Genomic DNA, 18,178 nt, shown 5'->3' with positions numbered 1-18,178 from the left:
CGAGATGGTGTAATTCTACCTTATATAGTGTATCTGAGCGTCACTCCTCCCAGTGAATTGCACGCTCAACAACCTCTTGTTCTTCCGGATGGAACTCGGAAAGCTTCACTTGAACCTCCCTACTCTGTGACCGAACGGTTCGCTCGCGCGAATCGAGCGTTGAGAACGGGTTCGGGACCTGAATCAGTCTCGCATCGCCGCTCTTTCCGGATTCAAGCTCCACTGCGACGTATAGATAGTATGCTTCTCGGAGGTTTTCGTTTCGTGCCGACTTCCACTCGTTCCAGCTGATCGACGGCCGCCGCGTGTTCGATCCAGACGATTTTAGCTCGATACACCGTTCTGGCTCGCTGGTGTCTCGAGCTACCACCAAGAAATCGAATCCTGGATATGGCTTGGATATCACGCCCCGCTCCTCCAATGATTCCAGAACTGGGCCGGCGATGTCGTCATTCCTCGCTTCGAGGTAGAGGTCACGCGTGTGTACGTCGTGGACGTACTTTTCTGGCTCTGGACAGCCCTCTTCGCGAAGACGCTGAAGTTCAGCGTGGTACGTTGCCTCCATCCCAAACTCATCGACTTTGTCGATATAGTTCGCCGTCACCTTGGTCTGTCGCGACGAGGATGCTTTGGAACCTCCACCACTAGTGTTCCCAGATGCTTCCGAGTGTGAACTGCCACCCGTATCCGTGTTCCCAACCGAGAGCGTGGAACTGTCGCCAATTCCGGTCAGCTGTTGAGCTGACGGTACTCGTGACCCATCCCGAACCGTGGTACCAGAGTCCGAGGACTCGGATGAAGGTTCGTCCGAGTTCGTAGACCCAGTAGTGGTCGACTCATTTCTACCCGTCGTGATCTGCTCACCGTCGAATCCGGCGCTGGCGACTGTTTCAATTTGACGTTGTTCTGCTCGTCCCTCGTACGCTGCCCGCCTGGCCTCAAGCTCTCTCCGGCTAGCTGGCGCGCCAGCCGCCTTCAGTTGCGATTGCATCGCTCCTCTGTCGGGCGCTTGTTGCAGGAGTACGTACAGCGACTCCCAGCTCCCCAGGCCGTGATACTCTGCGAATGCTTTCGATATCGATTCCACCGGGGCGTCTCGAACCGGATCGGAGCTGTCCGCAACGACGTACACTCGCGTCCGATTCCCGTGATCGTCCCGCTCGATGAAGTACTCCGCCGGCCGCGTCAAAGGATCCGCTTTCGGACTATCCCGAAGCTCATAACTGACCTTCAGAGAGCCGACAAGGACTATTTGGTCGACGAACCGGGACAGTCCACCTGCGTCCTCCTGTTGGCTGCTCCGCGTCGCTTTTAACCGACAAAGTACGTATGGCGCCGCCACGTCCAGCCATTCCTCTCGGAATCGCTCTGTCACCGCAATGCGTTCCTCGTCGATCTGCGGCGTCTCCTTAACGGCCTCGACCAAGTCGATCATCCCGAAGTGCTTACCGATCGCCGGCGTATCCTCGCGAGTTAACGCGAAGATAGGAATCGCCAGTCCCTCAAACCGTAATGCTTCCTCGTGACTCCGCGTAAAGTATGTCGCTGAAGCCTCGTGGAACTGTATCTCATCACCGGCCATACAGGGGACAGGCACTGAATCGAGGCCGGTTTCAGTCGGCTCCCACCCTGAAGACTGGATCTGACCTTGGTTGTCAAGTGGCGGCAAGTCCTCGCTCAGATTGCTATACGCCGCTTCGATTTCAGAGAGATAATATGCGCTAGGATCAGTCTCGTTCTCCATTTCCGTGAAGACTGATCTGATTCGTTCTGCAACCGTTCTGGCGTCACATGGCGTGAGCGTCCGCGTCTCAACACGCCGCCGAATCGATAGTGCATCGAGTAAATCAGGAGCATTCTCAGCTAGTTCCCCATACACCTCTCGGCGAAGCGTCGGTAAGAGCGGATGTCGACTGTCGCCGATGTCAACCGAGTATCGCTGTAAGTCCCTGTCGTTGAGTAACCATGCGTCCTCAGGGGGCACTTGCCCGAGCGTACTCGGCAACCAGGGGGCACGCTGGAGCTGCCAGAGCCAGAGATTCGGTAGGACACCTTCAATCTCATCCTGATCGAACAGGTAGGTCGTCTGATACCGGAGTCGGTTGTTGGAATAGAGCGCTACGGTTGCGTCCGCGTGCTCCGAGATCTTCCCCCACCATGTGTACAGGTGCCCCATCAGCAGTTTGCCGAACTCCGGATCCTTCCCTGCCTCGAGTAGTGCGTGATCGTACTCTAGTCCGTTGACTTGCCAGATGTACGGTCGCTCCCCGTCATCTTCGCTCACCGCCTCGTATGCAGCAGACTCCAGCTTCGTCAGGTACGTATCGAGGTCGCCTTCGGAGAGCGTACTTGGACTGAACTGGCTCTCCGGATCAAGCGTGGAATTAGACCCAGGATCGATGTGTTCCGTGGCGCTGTAGCGGTGTGACTGGGTGGGATGGAAGAACGGTGTGATACGAATATGCTCGCAGACCCCGATCCACTGGAAGAACTCACGCCACTTCGACCAGTCGTCAGAATCGTCTAGCCCGAATTCCCTCGGCGGTGCCAGCACCGGTGGCGATACCCCTGCCGTCTGGAGGAGTTGCTCTACTCGGCCCGCAGTGGGCTTGTTACGCTGCCAGCTCGCACCGAAGTATACCTCATAGGCACGCGCCCACTCACCATCCGCCGTTGGGACCGGAAGCATACATAAGTCGTAGTAAGGGTCGTTGCTGCGGTACGTGTACGGTAGCGGCTCCTTTGGGGAGGCTGGCGGTTTCCCAGTCGTGCTGCTCGTCGCCAATCGCTGGACGAACTCGAGTACCTCGGGGTCACGTAGTGGGCTGTCGTCGACGTCGCCGGATGATGGCCCCGGGAGGAGTGGGAATACACCCTTTTCGGCAATATCCTGGAACCCGAAGTCGTTGATGTCCCAAAGTGCATCCAGAACGTTCTCGTACTCCCCACCGTCAAGGAGCTCAGTCCGAGCATCCGAATCGGCCTGTTGAGAGCCCTCCGTGTAATAGAGTTCATTCGGGAACAGACGAATTCCCGAGAGTGCATCCGTCGGGACACTCTGTTGTGGTGGGAAGAAGCATTCGACCGACTCCGGCGTCGGCTCGTGTTTGTAGTACTCGCCGTGCGTTCCAACCAAAGGATCGCCGACCGGGAACACCGCTTCCGCCCGAGCAGCCTCAGCGAGCCGTCGCTTATCCGTACTATCAGTAAGCGTTAGCCACGTTTCCGCCAGCGCGAACACGATAGGGTCGACTGTAAGTTGCTCAGGCGCGTCTCGATACTGAAGAATGGCATTTTCGTCCGGAGCGGCACCGAGAACAGCGGGGGTGTGATGAGGCCTGAGTCGAGTTGCCCCCAGCTCTTCAAGGATCGCAGCGACATCGTGTTCGAGCAGTGGTGTTGCGGGGAACCAGCCTCCTATTTCAGCCTCATCGTTCACCAGCTCAAAACGGTCCTGCCCGTACACCATCGCCGTAAGAGGACCGACTCGTGCTGCGTCCGGATGCGTGTATGGAAGAACAATTTCAGAAAGTGGCCGCCGATCAGCGTCGGACGTCGAAGCGCCAGACGCCACTTGTTCTAACCGAGGAACAAAGGCCACTCCTTCGAAGGCATCCTGAAGTGCCTCCACAAAGCAACGGTTCACCGGGTTTGTCCGCGTCGTCTCGTCGGCGTTTACTGCCGTAAAGTCGATCGTCCGGAGGAACTCGTCGAGCGCCGTATCGGTCTCTTTTACGAAGGATAGGACGTCGGCGGCGAGGAGGTCGGCCACCCGCTGGAACAGCCAGCCATTCAACCCCATGACGGCACCAGTTTCCGGGTTTGTCGGCATATTTAGACTTCTTCGAGAGGTGCTCACCTGGAATGTCCCATTCAGCAGCGCGGGAATAGGGCTTCGCTCCTCGGTCGGCAAGAAAACGTGGACGAACGGGCGCTCATTCGCGTCGTCGCCGACAAACAACGGTCTAAGAGATGTACGCTCATCCCGATACATTGTAACATAGGAGTTTCTCGAACCAATCTTCGGGTGAGTTGAGCTTCAGTGCAAGGAAGTTGAGATACTTCTGAAGATGATGCTTCGAGACACCCCTGAACTTCGCCAGCCACTGGCGAAGGAAACTGTGGCGGTTCTCGCAGGTGTTTGTGTGGGCATCGCCGATGACATAGGTGTCGGAGTGGGTGACGGCCAGATGGCCGTCCACCCCCTCCTTGTTCTCGATACCATCGTAAATCGAGTAATCGTCAGTACAGAGGATGACGCTGCCGTCGCCATACTCAGCGATGTCTTCGTCGGTACCTTGGAGATTCTTGCAGACGAGAAACCGAACTCGTCCGTCGGAGCGACGGACGAGTGTCAGCACTGGCGGTTTGTCTGATTCGAATCGTCCTCGTCCCTTTTTTTGAGTCCGCGCTCGCGCGGACTCTCATCTTCGTCTTCGATCCCCTTCTCGCCGGCTGTCACGTAGACTTCGTCAGCTTCACAGACCTCGTACAGTTCAAATTCATCGATCTCCCCACTCACGTCTTGGACTTTGTGGACAAAGTTGAGAACAGCTTCGTAGTCTCGGCCAAGGTCACGAGCGATCTGAGCGGTCGGCTCAGATCGCATCTCCTTGATGATGTAGAACATCTCTTCGAGTTCGAAGCGATGCTGACCGAAAATCGTGTTCGTGAGGTCGTTGAAATACGTCTCACACTCCTTGCACCAGTGCTGTTGGGCGTCTTTACCGGTCGTCCCTCGCTTCACAACGTTGTCGCTCTCGCAATGGACACACGTCACCGTCTCGCCGAAGCGGGCGAGACGGAGACGTTCAAAACATCGCTCACGTGATGGTAGGAAGACTTGAGCGGACTCCTCATCCATCGTTGACTGGTCATTGATCCGCCATCCAAATTGATGTTACGACTTGTCGAGATGAGCGGAGATGTATTGTCGTCATCCTCGAGTCTGAACGCGACACTCAACCGTAATTTACCGATATCGTCGAGAATAGCCGAGTCGATTCCTGCAAACGACCGATCCGGAACATCGTACTCGCGGGCGAATGAGATGAGTTCTTCCGAGATCTCTTCAGGAGTGTCCGGATCAAGATCACCACGTCGTTCGATCCCGATAACGGATGCTGCAGTCTTTCCTCGCCAGTCCCGCCGAGTCTTCTCCCAGACACGTTGACGGTTACCGACGGCGAACTCGACACGATCCGTTTTCGGAAGCAACGCAACAGTCTCTCGCGTGACCTGCTCCTTGAACGTCGACTCAATCGTCTCGAAGATCCGTTCTTGATTCTCGTCTTTGAGCGGTAGTCGAAACACCGTCGAATATCCCGTTTTGAGTAGTTCCGACACGCGAGTACCGGGTTCACTTGGGAACGGAATCGACATCAGCGGGACGTTGTCAATCTCTCCGTCGGTCTCGACGCCCTCCTTACGCAGTTTCTTCTCGATTACGTCACGTGTCTTTTCCCGGTCGAACTCGGCAGCAAGCAGCCCGCCACCATTCTGCGAAAAAATCGCCGGGTTCGATGTGATATCCAGAATCGACGTAAAACCCCTCCCCTTGTGCCCGATAGTGGCTTCATCACCTTCGTCACCTTTCGTTGTCTGGGTGAGCGTCGTAATTGCATCCAGATCCGCAGCATCGAATGGCCGCCCAGTGTTGGCAACAAGCAGACTGTCTCCGCGCAGTTCGAATCGAACCTTTCGTGGCTTGTCGCTGTCTTCCGGCATCTCGTCATCCGCATTCTGCAAGAGTTCGAACACAAACCGTCGACTATAGTCTGCACTGTCCGCCGCCTCCAGTTTGAAGTCCTTACTCACCAACGGCGGTTCATTCGCATACGTTCCCAGCTTCGTTTCTCGTATATCCTGCAGATTAGTGATAGCCCGTTGTTCTGCCATTATCCCCCATTCAAACACGTCACACGCATAACGTTGAGGCACTAGCGAACCGGCAATCAAGAGGCATCATTTGAGTGCAGATTGCAGAAGAACCGTTTTCAGGCACCATTCACAGGAGCTGTTTTTCAGGGGTCGGAATGGGTGAGCCCCGCCATAGGCTCGTGATTCGATGACCTCAGACGACGACCCGGTTCACGACTGCGAGTTGGATTCCGAGGCGATCCTCGGAACACACACGTTCGAAGACGTCCTGTTCACCGATGAGACGGAAACCCCGGTGAACGTGCTCACCGGCGAGACACCGGCGCATTCGCAAGCAACTGTCGAGGAAGCGAAAGAGTTCGCTGCGAGTATCGACACGGCGACGCCCCAGATCGCGCTCCCCGCATCCGTCGAGTCGCAGGTCGAAACACAGAGCAAGCCCTACACGGCGGCCGCGTTCTTCCACTTCAAGGCGACTGGCTCACTCGAACGGCACCGCGCCTACCACGCCGCCTACGAGGCGGACGCGTTCCTGGTCGACTTCGAGGCAGACTACGCGTCGGGCGACCTGACCATCACTGTCGAACGAGCGGACGACGCCTGAGAATCCGCCGTCACGAGGAGCGTTTTTCGAGCGCCGGCGATGGGTGCCGGCGCAGCTGGAGCGAGCAACCACACCCGGTGCGTCGGTGTTTCGAGGTGTTCGAGATGCACATGGTGATTTACGCTCTGGTAGAGGCATCGACGCACGACGACGCCCTGGCCACCGGAAAGTCAGTGTTCGACCGCCTGGTCGGCGCGGACCCACACGCCGGCGCCGTCTTCGATTACTATGTGACCTTCGACGAGGAGGACACGTCCGTTGCGGGGAAGGCACGATGGGGTGAGTTGCCGACTGCAGCCCCGATCGACTCCGATGACGGCCAGGACCTGCTCGAGCGTGGCTGGGAGGCGACGAAGGAGGAATTCGAGCGTAATCTCGACCGGGTGAAGGAGGCCATCGACGAGCTCTCCGACGAGGAGATCATGCGCGACGAGGACCTCGCCCGACACGCCTTCCAAAAGGTCGGTGCGTACGACGGCCCGACGATCTTCCTGTACACCGAACACGCAACCGGCATTCGCCACCGTGGACAGCTGGATCGACTCCTCGAGGAGAGTGAAGAGCTCTGGATCGTACCCGCTGACGTCCACTTCTAACCAATGCCTCGCATCACCAACTGGCGACGCGAGAGCCGCTCGCCGACGCTCGCGTATCGGAACACCGAGACCGGTGCGCAAGCCGTCCTGCATCGAGCGCCGGACTCCTACCGGTACAAGTGGCGCGGGGTGATTCTCGTCGACGGCTACCCGGTGTGGTCGCGGGGGTACGAGACGAAGGACGCGACGCCGTTCCGTGACGAACTCCGGGAGCGGCCGGTCCCGGACCTCAGCTGCCCGGAGTGTCCGAACAACGACGTTCGCGTCGGCGAGAAGGCAGCAGACGGGGCGAAAATCCAGCGATGGTACGACTGCCCCGACTGTGGATACGAAGCCCCCTCACACATCGTCTACGGTGCCGAACGGTGAGTGAGTGAGCGCTGGGCGCTGTTTTTCGGCCGGCACGAGGTGGTGGCCCGGTACGACCGGGTGAGTCAACCAATGAGTCTCGAAGTACTTGACCGACACAGCGAGGCACTGTTCGAGTTCCTCTGGTGTCCCGTCTGCGGGCAGGAGGTCTTCACCCACATCCCGTTCGAGGGGGTGTTCTGCAAGAACTGCAACACCCAGGTCGAACTCCAGGAATCCCGCGAGACACGCGGCTACGAGGAGGCCGTGCTCGCCTGCTTCGATTCTACCACGACCTGGAACCTCCACGTCGACGAGAAGCTACGTCGCGACCTGCCTGATGGGTCGGCCCGCGTGAAGATCCTCGGTGCACCGGGCGCCTACAAGGTCGACTGGTGGAGTCCGGGGCCGAGTGAGGATTGGGAGCCTGTCGAGCGCGGGGAGTTCGACGACGTCGAGGAACCAGAGAAGGTGTCACACCTCGCATAACCACCAGTTAGGCCGTTTTCGGTTCAAGCAGTGATTCCATGTTTTCCTGCAATTCGTCGTACCCCTCAAACTCGAATAGCTCAGGGATTTGGGCTGTCGCTTGCGCTTTTTGTACTTTTTCACGGGCTCGACCAGCGTGACTACGTACAGTCCCGGTCTTCACGTCAAGCGCATCAGCGATTACGTACTCGTTCTTGTTTGCTTCACGCATCAAGTAGGTCAAAAACTGCTTTTTCGTGAGGGTGGAGTTATCCAGCAGTTCCTGATACTGTTCCCGATACGCCTCCACATATTCACGGGAGAATTCAGCTGCGACGTGAAATCCACCCCCAGAGGCAACTTCACCGAGGACCCCAGGACCACGGTTTGTTCCGACATAGAACTCCTCTTCCTCCGCATCCCAGTGTATTTCGGGGATTACAAAATCAATCCCCATCGGTGATTCACGAAGGAATTCCAGCTTTTTCTCTTTCTCAGGATTGTTCTCCCAGTTACTAACAGCCTGTTCGAGTGCCATACGGGAGAGATTGGCATCAAGTCCGGGGTGACCATCACGGAGAAGAACGGCTAAATCTCGGTCTGTAATCGTGTCTTGGTCTGTGCTGTCGGACATAGTGATTACTGATAGAGTAATCAAACGTGGTATTTATAATTTGGGTTGATGCAGAAGGCGAGGTGCTACAGATCGCGGACATACAGAGTCTATTGTTGCGCCGATGATGGGTGCCGGCGCACACGTGCCGGCGATGATCGATGTCGACACGGAGTCAACTCAGATTCGTCCAACGAGTGGACCAGGACGCCGAACCAACCGATCAAGACCGCCCCGCCCAAGTGTATCGACATTCGGACGGCTACCCGGAGAGTGTGCTTCGCGATCTTGCGCAATTGAAGAAACTTCTCGACGCGACCCGTGCCGAACGAGGACCGGGGTACACGGCAGCGTCGTTCGTGTTCCTCGACAAGCTCTCGACAGTCGACCTGTATCTGGATGGTGACCCAGACCGAACAATCGACGCAGCACAGCCAGCGGATCTCCTTGACCCGTCCAATATGGAGCATCTTGACCAGCCGATGTTCCTGCTCGGACACGGTGTCGAGAACCCGGCTGACGGCATCCACGGTGACGAAGAGTACCTCTACGTCGTCGAGCTCCCGACCCGGAACCCATTCGAGGAGCCCTCCGAGTGGACCGTTAAGGTGAGCGGTCATTCCACATTCCCGCGCTGGGATGGCCCGACCGACGAAGCCTTCGAGCGGGCCAGCTGGCAGTTCCACGGCCCGCTTGAGCAGGCGATCGAAGAACTGGTCGCTGAGCCGGCGTGATCACTTAGCTCGCTCAGATGATGCCGCCGATGACGAGTAGTCCGACGACGACCAGCAGCGTCGCGACAACGCTCCCCCCGGCCAGCCACTTGTTCTCCATCGCCTTCTCGTGAAGCGGCATCGCGGCGTACTCCTCGCGGAATGCCTCGAGATTCTGTTCGTCGTAGAAGTACTTCGTCTTCAGCGCGAACCGTTCCGTCACCGCACAGCCCGTACAGATCGGCTCACCTTCCAGCCGCTCCGTTTTGGTGTGGCTGGAGCAGGCGATGGCCCCGCAGTTCGGACAGTAGGTATACGTCTCATCGATGCCACTCGTGTCACAGTGAACGCACCGATGGATGCCGTCCTCGGCGGTCACTCGTGACGGGCCTGCCGCGTAATACTCGTGGGGGTAGGTGTACTTCTGGAGCTCGGTGGTGTGTCGAACCTCGGGGAGGTACACTGGTTCGATCGACTGCACGGAGATGTCCGAACGATTCGGCTCGCAAGTCTTGTTGTACGTGACGTTGTTGTCGCCGGTGTAGGTTACCGTCGTCGTGTGGTGCTGCTGGAGGCGCTCGACGGCCCACTCCTTGTACTCCGTTTGGGTCTGCCCGAACCGGCGCTCCTCGACGTCGTCGAACACCTCTCCGAGCTGCTCGGTGTCGAGGTCGACCGTCGCGTGGAGGTTCTCGGTGACCAGCGTCGCTACGTCCTCGTCGACGACCTGCGGCTGCCCGCGCTCGGCGTGGGCAACGAATCGCGTCCGGTCGTTGATCCGGTGAATGACGCCTACCGACGTCTCGAAGACAGCGTTCGTGTCCGCGGTGACCGCGACCACCGGGCGGAACGACACCGACGAATGCGGTTCTGGAAGGTCGGCGGCTTCGATGTTCTCGATGTCGCGGAATGCCTCCGCGACGGCCGCGTCGACGTCGGCGGCCGGGTCGTACGGGCGGAGCGTCTCGTCGCAGAGAATCTCGATGCGCCCGTTGTAGAGGTCGAGGCCGATCTCGTCGGCGATCTCCCGGAGGTCCTCGCCGTCGAGCAACTCGATTGGGTGTGGGTCGTCGTTTTGCTGGAGGCGGTTTGCGTACTCCTGAGCAGGGTTCGTAAACCGGCCGGTCGTGACGACCATTCCGCGTTTGGGGCCGTCGAAATCGAACGTCGCGATCGCCGAGTGGAGCTTCTGGACGACCGGCCGCCCGACCGTCCCCGTGTGCTTGCACTCGACGATGATCGCACGCCGGGTGCTGTCGACGACCTCCTCCATGATGACGTCGCGACCCTCGTCAGCCGTGCGGTCGGCCTGGCGGACGTTCTCGTAGCCGAGGTTGCGGAACACGTCCTCCATCACGTCCTCGAACTCGAACCCCGAAAGATCGTCCAGTACAGCCATCCTCAATTATGTGGACAGTACGTTGCAACTGCCAAATACGTTGCCGAACGCTACGCCGTCCTGTTTGTTGAACCCCTGAGAGGGGTGCGGGGGTCACCGAACCGCCCGCGAGCAACGATGAACGGGAATGTACCTATGGCTAGTTCGGAATCGGTTCCAGTCGCATCGCCAGGTCAGGCTCACCGAGACGCAGTCGAATACGTCGGCTTCCGCGTCGACGGCCAAGCCGTCGTCCTGAACCTCTCGGAGCATCGGCGACTCTCCCTCGAGCGCAGTCTCGACCTCGTCAACCACAGTCCAAGCGGGTTCGAGTGGGGGTATAGTGGTAGCGGGCCCGCCCAGCTCGCGTGCGCGCTCCTCCTCGACTACTACGACGATGAGCAGTTCGCCCGTGAGCACTACATCGCGTTCCGGAATCAGGTGGTCTCACAGCTGGAGTGCGACGGTGCCGCGGCGTGCTGGCACCTCCCCGGCGAGGAGATCGACGCCGCGATGGCGACCCTTACCGACGACGTCGTCGCCCTCGCCGACGGCGGACAGCTGTCACCGACGCTCCCCGAGAACTGGCGAGCCGTCTCTCGCCCGGACCGGCGGGTCTTCCAGCGCGCTGATTGCGACCACTACATCGTGCTCGGGGATGGAAGCGACGAGTGGCTGGTCGTACTCTGCAGCCAGGGTGACCGGGCATATCCTGCCCCGCTCGCACATGGGACGGTTGTTGAGGAGGCCGACGTGGAACGGGTAATCCAAGAACTCGCCGAAGAGAGCAACGACCTCATCGAACCCCCGGAGGGGGAGCACTGATGGAGACGCTTCGACTGGCGCGAGCCACCCACCAGCTCCTCGAACGTGGTGTCGAGGCGCTCGAGAAAATCGGGCGCGGACTGGAACAGTATTGTTGAGAAGGGCTCGATTGTATAGATTTAGTTCGTCCGCCTCGTCGCCCTAGCCGGGAACATTCGTTCTGATTCGTCTGGGACAAGACATCTGCATTCCGGGCTCTTGACAAAATTGTTCGAGGAGCGCCGCCGGTTTGTGGGGAGACAGTTCGACGATATTCAACGGCCAAACCCCGCTCAGAAGTCCTCAGTAAAAACCCTTACCTCGCCCTCGTTGGTAATTCCCACATCGATGTTCGTCTTCAGTTCATTCTGGTCCGTACATTCTTCGAGAACTCCATAGAGATGTGTATAGAGTTCTGGACGGCAGTGTGCAATTTTGACTCCAGCTTCGTCTGCGTGTGAATAAACGCTGGCAACCAGCTCATCAAAACTCGTCCCTGGGGAGACGGAAAACTGGATCGGCGACCGGATCGTCCGGACGAGTTCCAATGTCCGACGGGCCTTCTTGATGTTCTGTTCTGCCGCTCGTTCGATAGCACTGATATTCGAATCGGTCGTTCCCAATCGGTCCGCCACCTCTTGTTGGGTCTGCCCCTGCTCTCGGAGTTCGAGTACCTCTATCTGCCGTTCGGTTAATGTCGTTGATGCAGCAGTGGTCATGGAGAGTCAAACAGATGTGTTTGAGATAAGCTTTTCTCTCAAACTATTCTCTATCTCGTATGGATGAATGATGGATCTCTGACTACGCGACGACGGTTTTTCTTGACTACCGGGACGGCGGCTGTCACTGGATTTTCGGGCTGTACAGGTGAGCGTAGTCGAGATCGGACCCAATCAACGACGGTTGCCATCCTTGCAGCTGGCAGCCTCCAGAACGCACTAGCCAACGGACTCAAGCCTGCTGTGGATGTCCCAGTTGAAATTGAGGCGCACGGCTCTGCAACCGTCGCTCGGATGATCGATGAAGGGCAACGCGATCCCGATATCGTCTCAGTCGCCGACGTGGCGCTCTTTGAAGAGCCACTTTCACCGTCGTGGCACTCCGTGTTTACCAGCAACTCAATCGTCATCGCGTACAATCCGGACACAGACAACGGGGTACGTCTGGCCGACGCCGGAACCGAGAGTTGGTACGAACCAATGGTCAACGGGAACGTGAACATCGGCCGAACCGACCCCGACCAAGACCCGCTTGGATATCGTACACTCTTCATGCTCGAACTCGCTTCACGCTACTACGACGACGCATCGAGTCTCAGAGAACAGATCCTCCAACGGGATCAGATCTATCCCGAAACATCGTTAATCAGTCAATTCGAGACCGGTTCCATCGACGCCGCAATCACTTACCGCAATATGGCTTTGGAACGCGATTACGAGTACATCGAGTTGCCGGACCAGATCAATCTGAGTAAACCACAGTATGCCGAAGATTGGTACTCAACGGCCTCGTACACACTACCAAGCGGCCAAGAAATACAGGGTGGGCTCATCAGTTACGGCTCGACCATTCGACACATGAGCGACGCTGCCGTTTCCGTCTTCGACATTCATACGACCGGGAGTTATCTCAAAGAACACGGATTCCTCTTGCGCGATCAATTCCCTGCCTATACGGGCGACGTGCCCCAGAGTGTCAGACAGGCAACCGACCAATCCGGCGGGACTCAATCTCGACTCGGCGAATCCCACAAAGAGCTATCGTCGACGGTCTCGGACATCACTGTCCTGATTTGAATGGCGACAGGTTCGCACTCGAATCGATCGGGCACGAGCATGTTCGGGTTCGACTGGCTCAGCGTTGCGCTCGTCCTCGGGGGTGTGCTACTCCTGTATTACGTTGTGCCTCTGGTGTCGCTGTTTCTCTCGGTACCGGCCGGAGAGATTCTTGCTCGGATGAACAGTCCGACCGTCGTGGATTCGGCGACGACATCGCTTCTGTCGGCGTCGATTAGCACAGTTATCGCCACCTCGTTCGGCTTGCCGCTCGCGTACTGGCTCGCACGTACCGACGGGGCTATAACGAAGATAGTTCTCGCAGTCGTGGTCCTCCCGTTGGTGCTCCCCCCGACGGTTGGCGGAATCGTGTTGCTCACTGTCTTCGGCCCCAACTCGCCGCTCGGTGAAGCCGCGATTGCTGCCGGGTTCCCGCTCACACGGTCGCTCGCTGGAGTAGTACTAGCCCAGACATTCGTCGCGTCGCCGTTCGTGGTCGTCACCGCGAAAGCGGCGTTCGAGAGCGTCGACCAGACGCTCGAATACGCCTCTCGCTCGCTCGGAAAGAGCCGATGGACGACCGCCCGTAATGTGACGCTGCCCCTTGCTGGCCCAGGAATTCTCGCTGGCATAACGCTTGCCTTCGCACGAGCGATCGGTGAGTTCGGCGCGACGATGATGCTGGCGTACTATCCACGGACAATGCCGGTTCAGATCTGGGTGGCGTTTATTGAACTCGGCTTAGATAACGCCTATCCGGTGGCGATACTGTTAGTACTGATCGCTGCCGCGGCCCTGTTGATTCTCAATACCGTTGCCTCGAACCCATGGGAATGACACTCGAACTCTCTCGACTTCGCAAAGCCTACGGTCAGTTCGACTTCGGTCCGGTGGACCTGACAGTCGAGGAAGAAGTACTCGCAGTCTTGGGACCGTCTGGCAGCGGAAAGACGACGCTCCTCTCGCTAATCGCCGGGATCACCAGCCCCGATTCGGGGTCGATTCAGCTTGATGGGCGAGAACTGGTCGGCTTACCGCTCCAAGATCGACACGTGGGGATGGTCTTCCAGGATGGAGCGCTCTTCCCCCACATGACCGCCCGGGAAAACATCGAATACGCAGCTACAGCCAGCGATCGCGCTGACGAACTCGCGACCCTTCTCGAACTAGAGGGAGTCCTTGATAGAAAGCCCCCGAAGCTCTCTGGTGGGGAACGACAACGGGTCGCGCTCGCACGAACGCTAGCGACCGACCCGGACATCCTACTCCTCGACGAACCGTTGTCGAGCCTCGACGCACCGATCCGGAAGCGGCTCCGGGACGAGCTACACAGCCTGTTCAAGTCGATCGAGATTCCGGTTCTTTATGTCACGCACGACCAGCGGACGGCGACGGCACTCGGTGATCGAATCGCCATCGTTCGAGACGGAGCCCTCGAACAAGTGGACTCTTCATCGGCGGTACTCACGCGGCCAACAAACCAATTCGTCGCCCGCTTTACTGGGAACGAGAACCTCTTCGAGGGGACAGTGGCCGACCGAAGCAAAGACGGAGTTATGGTTCAGGTCGGGGACGTTCAGTTCCAGACATCTGCGCCAGATGTCTCCACATCGACCGTCACGGTTTGTATTCATCCATCACGGATAGAGGTCGAAACACCACCTCTTGCTGACGGTGACGGGACGGCGAACACAGTCACGGGCACGGTAGCTCGGTGGTTGAACGAGGGAAGTGAGTACCGGATTGAAATCGAGATTGTAGCAGGAACGCTCACACTCATAGCAAATGTTCGCCCGCCGACGTTCGAGCGGCTGGCGCTCGAGAACGGCTCAGAAGTCCAAGTACTAATTCCGCAAGAGTCACTCCACCTGATTCCAGAACGCAAGTAGTTTCGTTAGCTCCAAAATCTCAGACCAGACTCTTGTTTAACCAACATTCTCTCTCGAAGCCAAATGTTGGTTAACGTAGTGTTGTTTTTCCGCCCGGAAGAGGGGCGCAGGGCGCGAGACGATGCAGTCGCACGTCGACGAGGACTCCTGAAGTGAGGTGACTGCAATGAAAGATCCAGAGTCCAGAACCATCTTCGCTGGCGTCGATGGACGTACCGACACCGAACTACCCGAGTGGTACCGAGAGCGACACGGGGATGCAGACCCTCTGACCTTTGCCGAGGCGGTTCGTGATCTTCTACAGTCACTCAGCGGGTCGAGAGTTTATAACGCATTACGGGGGAACGGCGGAGGGAGGTGACGGAGCTTTGACCGACCATATTTGTGACCACTGTGGCGAGTCTTTTGCGACCTCCAACGAGTTGGGTGGCCACGTAACCGCGGTCCATCGTCGCGACCAGATCGTAACAGACGCGGACATAATTCTCGACGACATTCAGCGTGTCGCAGATAAATTAGGAAAACCGCCGACAGCGAAAGAGATGAGCGAGCACGGAGAGTATTCTCAGCGCGTTTGTCAGAACAAATTCGGGAGTTGGAACGAGGCGCTTCGTGAGGCTGGCTACGCTCCAAACCGGAAATTCCGACTCACCGATCAGGACCTGTTGGATGAGATAGACCGCCTTGCGGAGCAGCTCGGTCGCCCGCCATCGAGCGGGGAGATGGATCGGATTGGGGAGTATCATAGATGGACGTATGACCACCGGTTTGGCGGGTGGAAAGAGGCACTCAACGAAGCTGGCTTCTCACAACCACGGTCCTATCAAGAACGCTCAGAGATTCCGTACGGGCCAAATTGGCCGGAGAAACGGCGGCAAGCACTGGAACGTGATGACTTCCAGTGCCAAACGCCGTGGTGTGGGATTACCCAAGCGGATCATCAAGAGCAAGTTGGGAAGGACATCTCTGTCCATCATTTGGTCCCGCGGAAGTTCTTTGTCACCCCCGATGGGCAGTTTGACCACGAACAGGCGAATCGAGTCTCGAATCTCGTGACGGTCTGTTCGAAGCATCATCTCATCTGGGAAGCCGTCGCCCCGCAGCGATTGGATACGATTATCGACGCCACCCAGCCACCAAAGCGAGGAGGGCTGGAGGGTGTTGCTCTCCCCCTACGAGAGGATGAGGGGCAACCCCTCGTGATTCAAATGCAACGGACAGACGAGCCTATCCTGACGCCCGATCCAGGCGATCTCACGAACAGAGAACGACTCCGGAGGCACCTCAACAGTGGCCTCGAAAGCGCCGAGTCGGCAGAGACGAAAGCCCATCTCCGAGGAGCCCTTGCTGCGTGGCAGAATCTTCCGCCGACACCACTCGTCGAGTGTCCGCTCTGTGGAAAAGCCGGGCTGCCAGAGCGAATCCAAGCTCACGAGTGCCGACAGTCGTAGCGTCGTTTTTTGCGCCTCGATGGGTGGAGGCGCAGATCAGAACGCTTCGCGCCTTCGGAGGATGCTATGAAAGACCCAGAGGAAGCTACGGTCTTCGCAGGCCTCGATGGGCGAACCGAGACTGAACTACCCGAGTGGTACGCCGAGCAATACGGAGGTCCCGAACCAATCAGCTTCAGTGAGGCGATTCGAAACCTCCCACAGGCGGTCGATACAGCAGTCGCATATCGCAACCCGTACACCGACGAGTGGGTCGAAACCGAGCGGTTCAACGCAATCGTCGAGCCGTCGCGATTGCAAGCAGAAGCGGATGGGGACACCGAGACGGAGTCGCTATTCCATATCCCGACTGACTCGTACTCGATCATCAACCCGGTCGACGTCTACGGGCCGCTAGAGGAGGTCCTCCGCGAGGAGACCATCGACGGGACGCCGCTGGGCGAGGTGATGTTCGGCGAGATTCGGCGCTACCGGGGCGGCGGCGAAGTCCATATGGACATCATGTTCGACGGCCTCGAGGTGCGCCTTCCCGGTCGGTCGGACCCGATTACGATGGGCGTCACGTCGGGCTACGACTTCTTCGGCGAGCACGCCGTCTACGTGGAGGGGTTCGCTCAGGATGGCTACTGCTCGAACACGATGCGATCGCTCACCGACAAGGAGGTCATCAAACACGTCGGCGACGTCCGGAACTTCCGGACCTGGTGGGAGGAACTCCTCGCACAGGTCGAACTCGTCGCCGATGACCTCTTCGAGTTCATCCGGGACGCCCAGGACATCGACCTCGACTTCTCCGAACTCCCGTTCACCGTCACGGAGTTCTACACCCTGCTGGGGTTCCCGGACTACCTGGCCGAGCGTGCCGCCGGCGATGCAGAAGCCAATGCGGCGTCCCCCTTCGAGATCGATATGTGGACGCTGCATTCCGGCGCGACGTACGCCCTCACCCACTTCTTCCAGGGGAAAGAGGGGGCATCCCTCGATCAGTACGTCCGCATCGCCAACGACATCCTGTTCAATCCGGAAGGCACGATCGAGCGCGTCGAGCAGGCCTACGAGCAGCAGTTAGAGGCGGACGGTGACGACGGGTCACAGGCCTCGCTGGCCGGCGAACGAGCGCTGGCGAGCATCGAGCGCGTCAGCGAGGACCTGCAGGAGAAAGTCGAGCAGTTCGAAGAGCGCGAGAACGTGCTGCGTGAGCGGTTCCTAGAGGCGATGGTCTGACGCCACGTCGGTGATGTAGTCGTCTGTTCTGTTTTTCTCACCCTCAAGAGGTGGAGGCCTACAGAGATGGAACAGTCCACGATTAGCGACGGGAGTGACGACGAATTCCCACCTGAGAAGCGTCTTGAAGCACCGAATTACCGATTGGTCAAGGCCGGTATCGCGACGATTCCCGATATGGAGACTCTACAAGAGTGTGTTGCCTACGAGAACGCCCACCAGAATCGAACGCAGATTCTGCGCCGACTCAAGTGGAAGGCTGAAGAGCTACGTGAGGATGAAGAGTAAGCTCTGTTCTTAACCAACGCACTCCGCGTGAATTCCCCCTATTGTTGGTTAACAGGCTTTGCCTCCGTTTTTCGGGCCCCTGAGAGGGTGCGGGGCAGCCAACATCGATGACGGATCACAGACACCAGAGCGGACATTCAAATACTG

The 18,178-nt window shown here is 58.2% G+C and carries 18 protein-coding genes; 12 read left to right on the top strand and 6 right to left on the bottom strand.

Going from position 1 to position 18,178, the window contains the following annotated elements; all coding sequences use genetic code 11:
• Positions 1-40 precede the first annotated feature (40 nt).
• The 3 genes from K6T50_RS15765 to K6T50_RS15755 form a co-directional block, all read right to left on the bottom strand.
• Positions 41-3,832 carry a protein NO VEIN domain-containing protein gene (locus K6T50_RS15765; RefSeq protein WP_225935447.1) on the bottom strand — a complete coding sequence of 1,264 codons (3,792 nt, stop codon included), beginning with the start codon at positions 3,830-3,832 and terminating at the stop codon, positions 41-43.
• 148 nt (positions 3,833-3,980) lie between these two features.
• A protein-coding gene (locus tag K6T50_RS15760; RefSeq protein ID WP_136361201.1) for an IS1595 family transposase occupies positions 3,981-4,864 on the bottom strand; the annotation gives its coding sequence in 2 pieces (ribosomal slippage) (positions 3,981-4,402 and positions 4,402-4,864; 885 coding nt in all).
• Complete coding sequence (locus K6T50_RS15755) at positions 4,777-5,898, bottom strand: sacsin N-terminal ATP-binding-like domain-containing protein (RefSeq protein WP_225935446.1); 1,122 nt, start codon at positions 5,896-5,898, stop codon at positions 4,777-4,779. The genes K6T50_RS15760 and K6T50_RS15755 overlap by 88 nt, the downstream gene beginning before the upstream one ends.
• A 169-nt stretch (positions 5,899-6,067) precedes the next feature.
• Here K6T50_RS15755 and K6T50_RS15750 point away from each other — a divergent pair, with 169 nt between their 5' ends.
• The 4 genes from K6T50_RS15750 to K6T50_RS15735 all read left to right on the top strand — a co-directional run bounded on the left by K6T50_RS15750 (position 6,068) and on the right by K6T50_RS15735 (position 7,917).
• A complete protein-coding gene (locus K6T50_RS15750; protein WP_222609119.1) occupies positions 6,068-6,484 on the top strand; it encodes a DUF8025 family protein in 417 nt (138 codons plus the stop codon).
• Positions 6,485-6,588: 104 nt separating this feature from the next.
• Entirely contained in the window at positions 6,589-7,080 is a 492-nt protein-coding gene (locus tag K6T50_RS15745; RefSeq protein WP_222609155.1) for a DUF7995 family protein, read from the top strand.
• A 3-nt stretch (positions 7,081-7,083) separates the two neighbouring features.
• Positions 7,084-7,449, top strand: a complete 366-nt coding sequence (locus K6T50_RS15740; protein WP_222609118.1) for a DUF7568 family protein — start codon at positions 7,084-7,086, stop codon at positions 7,447-7,449.
• 72 nt (positions 7,450-7,521) lie between these two features.
• Entirely contained in the window at positions 7,522-7,917 is a 396-nt protein-coding gene (locus K6T50_RS15735) for a DUF7567 family protein (RefSeq protein ID WP_222609117.1), read from the top strand.
• A 7-nt stretch (positions 7,918-7,924) separates the two neighbouring features.
• On the opposite strand, the gene K6T50_RS15730 is transcribed toward K6T50_RS15735, so the two are convergent.
• Complete coding sequence (locus K6T50_RS15730) at positions 7,925-8,434, bottom strand: hypothetical protein (RefSeq protein ID WP_225935445.1); 510 nt, start codon at positions 8,432-8,434, stop codon at positions 7,925-7,927.
• A 236-nt stretch (positions 8,435-8,670) separates the two neighbouring features.
• Here K6T50_RS15730 and K6T50_RS15725 point away from each other — a divergent pair, with 236 nt between their 5' ends.
• Positions 8,671-9,243, top strand: a complete 573-nt coding sequence (locus tag K6T50_RS15725; RefSeq protein ID WP_222609116.1) for a hypothetical protein — start codon at positions 8,671-8,673, stop codon at positions 9,241-9,243.
• Positions 9,244-9,256: 13 nt separating this feature from the next.
• On the opposite strand, the gene K6T50_RS15720 is transcribed toward K6T50_RS15725, so the two are convergent.
• Positions 9,257-10,621, bottom strand: a complete 1,365-nt coding sequence (locus K6T50_RS15720; protein ID WP_222609115.1) for a restriction endonuclease — start codon at positions 10,619-10,621, stop codon at positions 9,257-9,259.
• A gap of 135 nt (positions 10,622-10,756) precedes the next feature.
• On the opposite strand from K6T50_RS15720, the gene K6T50_RS15715 reads away from it, so the two are divergent.
• Positions 10,757-11,425: a DUF6166 domain-containing protein gene (locus K6T50_RS15715; RefSeq protein WP_225935454.1), complete on the top strand. Its 669-nt coding sequence runs from the start codon at positions 10,757-10,759 to the stop codon at positions 11,423-11,425.
• Between the two features lie 272 nt (positions 11,426-11,697).
• Here the strand turns inward: K6T50_RS15715 and K6T50_RS15710 are convergent, their stop codons facing one another.
• Entirely contained in the window at positions 11,698-12,123 is a 426-nt protein-coding gene (locus K6T50_RS15710) for a Tfx family DNA-binding protein (RefSeq protein ID WP_222609113.1), read from the bottom strand.
• Positions 12,124-12,186: 63 nt separating this feature from the next.
• Between K6T50_RS15710 and K6T50_RS15705 the strand changes: the two genes are divergently transcribed.
• The 6 genes from K6T50_RS15705 (at position 12,187) to K6T50_RS15680 (ending at position 18,031) form a co-directional block, all read left to right on the top strand.
• Positions 12,187-13,200, top strand: a complete 1,014-nt coding sequence (locus tag K6T50_RS15705; RefSeq protein WP_222609112.1) for an extracellular solute-binding protein — start codon at positions 12,187-12,189, stop codon at positions 13,198-13,200.
• Positions 13,201-13,239: 39 nt separating this feature from the next.
• Positions 13,240-14,016 carry an ABC transporter permease gene (locus tag K6T50_RS15700; protein ID WP_425601410.1) on the top strand — a complete coding sequence of 259 codons (777 nt, stop codon included), beginning with the start codon at positions 13,240-13,242 and terminating at the stop codon, positions 14,014-14,016.
• Positions 14,013-15,068: an ABC transporter ATP-binding protein gene (locus K6T50_RS15695; protein ID WP_222609110.1), complete on the top strand. Its 1,056-nt coding sequence runs from the start codon at positions 14,013-14,015 to the stop codon at positions 15,066-15,068. Before K6T50_RS15700 ends, K6T50_RS15695 begins: the two co-directional genes overlap by 4 nt.
• A 290-nt stretch (positions 15,069-15,358) precedes the next feature.
• Positions 15,359-16,519, top strand: coding sequence for a homing endonuclease associated repeat-containing protein (locus K6T50_RS15690; protein ID WP_222609109.1), 1,161 nt, complete (start codon positions 15,359-15,361; stop codon positions 16,517-16,519).
• Positions 16,520-16,585: 66 nt separating this feature from the next.
• Positions 16,586-17,743, top strand: a complete 1,158-nt coding sequence (locus K6T50_RS15685) for a hypothetical protein (protein WP_222609108.1) — start codon at positions 16,586-16,588, stop codon at positions 17,741-17,743.
• Positions 17,744-17,809: 66 nt separating this feature from the next.
• Positions 17,810-18,031, top strand: a complete 222-nt coding sequence (locus K6T50_RS15680) for a DUF8129 domain-containing protein (protein ID WP_222609107.1) — start codon at positions 17,810-17,812, stop codon at positions 18,029-18,031.
• Positions 18,032-18,178 lie beyond the last annotated feature (147 nt).

The sequence above is a fragment of the Halobaculum magnesiiphilum genome, assembly GCF_019823105.1.
Taxonomy (GTDB): domain Archaea; phylum Halobacteriota; class Halobacteria; order Halobacteriales; family Haloferacaceae; genus Halobaculum; species Halobaculum magnesiiphilum.
Note: the sequence above shows the minus strand (reverse complement) of the source record. Positions and strands in the feature narration are given on the sequence as shown.

Bases quoted from the DNA above. Each gene is read 5' to 3' on its own strand.
- K6T50_RS15765 (WP_225935447.1), bottom strand. From the start codon at position 3,832: ATGCCGACAAACCCGGAAACTGGTGCCGTCATGGGGTTGAATGGCTGG.
- K6T50_RS15755 (WP_225935446.1), bottom strand. From the start codon at position 5,898: ATGGCAGAACAACGGGCTATCACTAATCTGCAGGATATACGAGAAACG.
- K6T50_RS15750 (WP_222609119.1), top strand. From the start codon at position 6,068: ATGACCTCAGACGACGACCCGGTTCACGACTGCGAGTTGGATTCCGAG.
- K6T50_RS15745 (WP_222609155.1), top strand. From the start codon at position 6,589: ATGCACATGGTGATTTACGCTCTGGTAGAGGCATCGACGCACGACGAC.
- K6T50_RS15740 (WP_222609118.1), top strand. From the start codon at position 7,084: ATGCCTCGCATCACCAACTGGCGACGCGAGAGCCGCTCGCCGACGCTC.
- K6T50_RS15735 (WP_222609117.1), top strand. From the start codon at position 7,522: ATGAGTCTCGAAGTACTTGACCGACACAGCGAGGCACTGTTCGAGTTC.
- K6T50_RS15730 (WP_225935445.1), bottom strand. From the start codon at position 8,434: ATGGCACTCGAACAGGCTGTTAGTAACTGGGAGAACAATCCTGAGAAA.
- K6T50_RS15725 (WP_222609116.1), top strand. From the start codon at position 8,671: ATGTCGACACGGAGTCAACTCAGATTCGTCCAACGAGTGGACCAGGAC.
- K6T50_RS15720 (WP_222609115.1), bottom strand. From the start codon at position 10,621: ATGGCTGTACTGGACGATCTTTCGGGGTTCGAGTTCGAGGACGTGATG.
- K6T50_RS15715 (WP_225935454.1), top strand. From the start codon at position 10,757: ATGGCTAGTTCGGAATCGGTTCCAGTCGCATCGCCAGGTCAGGCTCAC.
- K6T50_RS15710 (WP_222609113.1), bottom strand. From the start codon at position 12,123: ATGACCACTGCTGCATCAACGACATTAACCGAACGGCAGATAGAGGTA.
- K6T50_RS15705 (WP_222609112.1), top strand. From the start codon at position 12,187: ATGAATGATGGATCTCTGACTACGCGACGACGGTTTTTCTTGACTACC.
- K6T50_RS15700 (WP_425601410.1), top strand. From the start codon at position 13,240: ATGTTCGGGTTCGACTGGCTCAGCGTTGCGCTCGTCCTCGGGGGTGTG.
- K6T50_RS15695 (WP_222609110.1), top strand. From the start codon at position 14,013: ATGACACTCGAACTCTCTCGACTTCGCAAAGCCTACGGTCAGTTCGAC.
- K6T50_RS15685 (WP_222609108.1), top strand. From the start codon at position 16,586: ATGAAAGACCCAGAGGAAGCTACGGTCTTCGCAGGCCTCGATGGGCGA.
- K6T50_RS15680 (WP_222609107.1), top strand. From the start codon at position 17,810: ATGGAACAGTCCACGATTAGCGACGGGAGTGACGACGAATTCCCACCT.